This window comes from Pseudarcicella hirudinis (assembly GCF_900115665.1).
Lineage (GTDB): Bacteria > Bacteroidota > Bacteroidia > Cytophagales > Spirosomataceae > Pseudarcicella > Pseudarcicella hirudinis.
Map to the genome: position 1 here is coordinate 1 of NZ_FOXH01000027.1, position 4,626 is coordinate 4,626.

Consider the following 4,626-nt stretch of genomic DNA (forward strand, 5'->3'; position numbering starts at 1 on the left):
TTGTGCAAATCCAGCTACAATTGTGATAAGTCCAGTTAGTCCTATTTGTGCTGGTGGTTTAATAAATCTGACAGCGACAAAAGGAGGCGGAGCAAATACTTTAACCTGGAGTACCAATGGAACAGGAAGCTTTAGTACCAGTACCCTGAGTCCTACGATTTATACTCCGTCGCAGGCGGATATTACATCAGGTTCAGTGAGTTTCACAGTAACGACAGATGATCCTGATGGCCAATCGACGTTGTGTAATGCAGCAACAGCAACGGTATCAGTAGTAATTAATAAAAAGGCCGATCTTGTTGAAACAGCATATGTTGCTTGTTTAGGCAAGACAGTAACTTTCCAATCTTCTGATGCATTAATTGTTAATGATCCGAACCAATATCAATGGTATTCATTTACGAGTACAAAAGTTTTGGGAAGTCCGGTTAGTGGAGCAACAGGAAAATCTTATACTCCAAGTTTAGCAGAATTACCATCAACAGCCGGTGTATATTATTATGCTGTGGTTGCGACAAATGGTAGTTGCACAGCTACCGCTTATCAAAAACTTACAGTTAATCCAACACCTGAGCTAACTGTATCTGATTCTAAAACAATTTGTCAGGGAGGTAGTGTTGATATCTCGGCTACTTCTGCAGGAAATACAATCAACTGGTATTTACTTTCAAGTGGAGGATCACCTGTACATACTTCGGCCAGTGCTGAGATTTATACAGTGAGTCCATCTTCTAATACCACATATTATGCAGAAGCTGTTTCAGCACAAACCTGTATCAGTGTAAGAAAACCAGTTGTAATAACAGTTAATCCGATCCCTGGTACACCTGTTTTAGCACATAGTTCGATTAACAACCAATGCCCTGCATTGACTGCGAACTTAACAGCACAGATTCCGGGATCTCCTTCAACTGCTGGAGGTGTTTATGAATGGCATGTGAGTAATTCATCAACATCAGCCTTAGTCTCGAATCCGGCTGCAGTAACCAGTGGAGCATATTATTTATTTGAGAAATCAGCAGCAGGTTGCTATAGTGCTCCGGCAATAATTACAGTGGGCATTGTACCATGTGATTGCTCAGTTCCTGCAACAGTTGATATCGCACCACTTGCTAAAGTTTGTGCAGGATCAGGTCCTGTTCAGTTAGCAGGAACGATAGGTGGTTCAGCAACCAGTGCAAAATGGACAACCTCCGGAACGGGTACATTTGATAATGTAAATAGTTTGACGGCTAAGTACACTCCTTCGCAGGCAGATATTTCTGCCGGGTCTGTAATCTTAACCCTGACAACTAATAAACCTTCAGAAGAATTATGTCCGGCAGCATTCAAGAATATAATCCTGACAATTTCTCCTAAGCCACTTCCTCCGGTAGGAATAAAATGTGATCCGGAAATTTGTCTGGGAGGAGCAAATAAACTATTCGCAGTTAGTCAGGGTAATACCGTTAAATGGTATACCACTCCAACTGGCGGAAGCTCAATAGGTGAGGCAACCCTTGATGGCTTTGTAGTAACCCCTACTGAAGCTAAGACTTATACTTATTATGCTGAAGCTGTTACGCCGGATGGTTGCATAAGTGATCGTACTCCATTGAGTTTTGTAGTGAAAAAATGTTATACAGATCTTGCAGTAACGAAATCAGTTATTAATAAGAAGGCAAGCTATGCATTAGGTGAAACATTAACCTATCTGATTGTAGCTGAAAATCTGGGACCAAATGATGCGAAGAATGTGATTGTTAAGGATATTCTGCCAGCCGGTGCTTTAGCTTATGTAAGTTCATCACCTGCAGGATACGATAATACAACCGGTATCTGGACAATTGGTGATCTGAACAATACTTCAAGCAAGACTTTAGCTATTACCGTAAAAACTTTAAAAACCGGAACAATTGCCAATACTGCTGAAATAAGCAGTCCGGATGAAGATCCTGATCCTTCGAAACATCTTAACAATACGTCAACTGTGACTATTGTAGTAGAAGATCTTGCTGATCTGAGTCTTACTAAAGTAGTTTCTAACGTAAGTCCGAATGTAGGAGAAAATATTACTTATACAATAACTGTTTCAAATGCAGGACCAAGTACGGCAACTAATATTAAAGTAAGAGACATTTTGCCGGCAGGTATTGATTTTGTTTCAAGTGGAGACTTTACAAATTCAGCAGGTACTCTGACCGCTTCAATAGCATCTTTAGCGAAAAACGGATCTGTTGCGTTGAAGTTTATTGCGAAAGTAACTGCTAGCGGAAAGATTGTTAATATGGCTGAAATTTCACAGGCAGATCAGAAAGATCCTGATTCTACGCCTGGAAATGCAAATACTACTCATGAAGACGACGACGATAAAGTTGAAATCAATACAAGTACTGTTTGTAATCTTCCAACGCCAATCCTTGCTTGTTTGAGACCTGAAATTTGTCTTGGTGACAGCATTTCAATCTCTGCAACTGGATGTGATGGATATACAACAACCTGGAACACCGGAGCACATGGCGCCTCAATCTGGGTTAAACCAGCAGTAAATACTACTTATACAGCATATTGTGAATCAGGTATTTGCAAAAGCCCTGTTTCTTACCCGATTAATGTTAAAGTAATTACTGTTTCAGGACCATTGTTGAGTGCATCTCCATCGATGGTTTGTGCAGGAAGTCAGTCAGTATTAACTGCAACATCCTGTGGTGGAGTGTTAACCTGGAATACAGGCGAACATATTCCTCAGATCACAGTAAGTCCGTCTGTAACAACTACATATACAGCAACTTGTGCTGAGTATGGATGTGTCAGTCCGGCTGGAAATGTAACAGTTGTTGTATCACCGAAACCAGCAGCACCAAGATTATTGTGTACCTGTAAAACAATTAATATCTGTCCAGGTGAATCAATCACTTTGACTGCATTAAATTGTGATGGTCAGATTAAATGGTCAGATGGTCAGACTACAACATCAATTACTGTAACTCCAACATCTGACATTAATTATACAGCAACCTGTACGGTAAATGGATGTACAAGTGATCCATCTGCACCAAATAGTATCGTAGTTACCCCGGTAGCTCCTCCGACAGTTTCAGTAAATAATTCAACTATTTGCGCAGGAGGTTCAGCAATATTAAAAGCTGATGGTTGTACTGGATTAGTAACCTGGAATACAGGAGCGACAGGAGCTTCAATAATTGTTTCTCCTGGTACAACAACAACTTATACTGCTACATGTAGTACAATCTCTTGCAAAAGCGCTGCTTCTGCTCCGGTTGTAGTAAATGTTGGTAGTATTGTGGCACCGATCATCAGTTATAGCGCATCTTCAATATGCCCTGGTGGTTCTGCTCAGTTAACTTCGGTAGGTTGTACCGGAAATGTAGTGTGGTCTGATGGTCAGACCGGATCATCGATAACGGTTTCTCCGTCAGTAACTACAGTTTACTCAGCAAAATGTGTGAATGGTACATGTGAAAGTGGTATTTCGAATCAGGTAAGTATCTCTGTAGGAAACTTTGCAGCACCAAGTATTATAGCTAGTACAAATACCATCTGCAACGGAGGTACGGTAACATTGACTGCAAGTGGCTGTAATGGAACTGTGAAATGGTCTGTTGATAATCTTACCGGATCATCGATAACGGTTACACCGACAACAACAACTACTTATTCAGCAATTTGTACATCGGCGACTTGTACTTCCGGAAAATCTAACGAAGTAACAGTTACTGTTTCGAGTCCTGGTAATCCACCAACCATTACTGCTTCGAAAACAACAATTTGTCCTCAGGAGTCTGTAACACTTACAGCTTCCGGATGTGATGGAGGAACAATAAAATGGTCACCTGGAAATCAGATTGCAGCATCTATTACTGTAAACCCTTCGATTACCACGACATATACAGCAAAATGTATTAAAAATGGTTGTGAAAGTGCTCCATCTGAAGGAAAAACTATTACAGTAACAGTGCCTGTAGATGTTCAATTGGCTACTTTCTCAGATAAAAACAATGTATGCCCGGGCACATCGGTGACATTGACAGCAAGTGGTTGTGAAAGTACAGTGACGTGGTCACCAGGAAACCTGACAGGTTCATCAGTATCTGTGAGTCCAACGGCAACAACGACTTATACTGCGACCTGTGCAGCTTCTGCTTGTACAGCTCAAAGTTCGGCTACGATTACAATAACAGTATTACCAAACGGTGGTACAGTTCAGGTATTAGCATCTGCTGATAAGAACAATGTATGCCCTGGCACATCGGTGACATTGACAGCGAGTGGTTGCGGAAGTACAGTGACGTGGTCACCGGGTAATCTGACAGGATCATCAGTATCAGTGAGTCCAACAACGACAACAACTTATACTGCGACCTGTGCGGCCTCAGGATGTAGTGCACAAACGACATCATCTGTAACAATAACAGTCTTACCAAATGGCGGTACAGCTCAGGTAGTGGCATCAGCTGACAAGAATAATGTATGCCCAGGCACATCGGTTACCTTGACAGCGAGTGGTTGTGGAAGTACAGTAACGTGGTCACCAGGAAACTTAACTGGTTCATCAGTATCAGTAAGTCCAACAACGACAACAACTTATACTGCGACCTGTGCGGCCTCAGGATGTAGTGCACAAAC

1 protein-coding gene is annotated in these 4,626 nt (G+C 41.6%); it reads left to right on the top strand.

What is annotated here, in order from left to right; all coding sequences use genetic code 11:
* Positions 1-22: 22 nt before the first annotated feature.
* Positions 23-4,626: Ig-like domain-containing protein (locus BM179_RS24910; RefSeq protein ID WP_177219512.1), on the top strand; the 4,604-nt coding region annotated here is incomplete at its 3' end.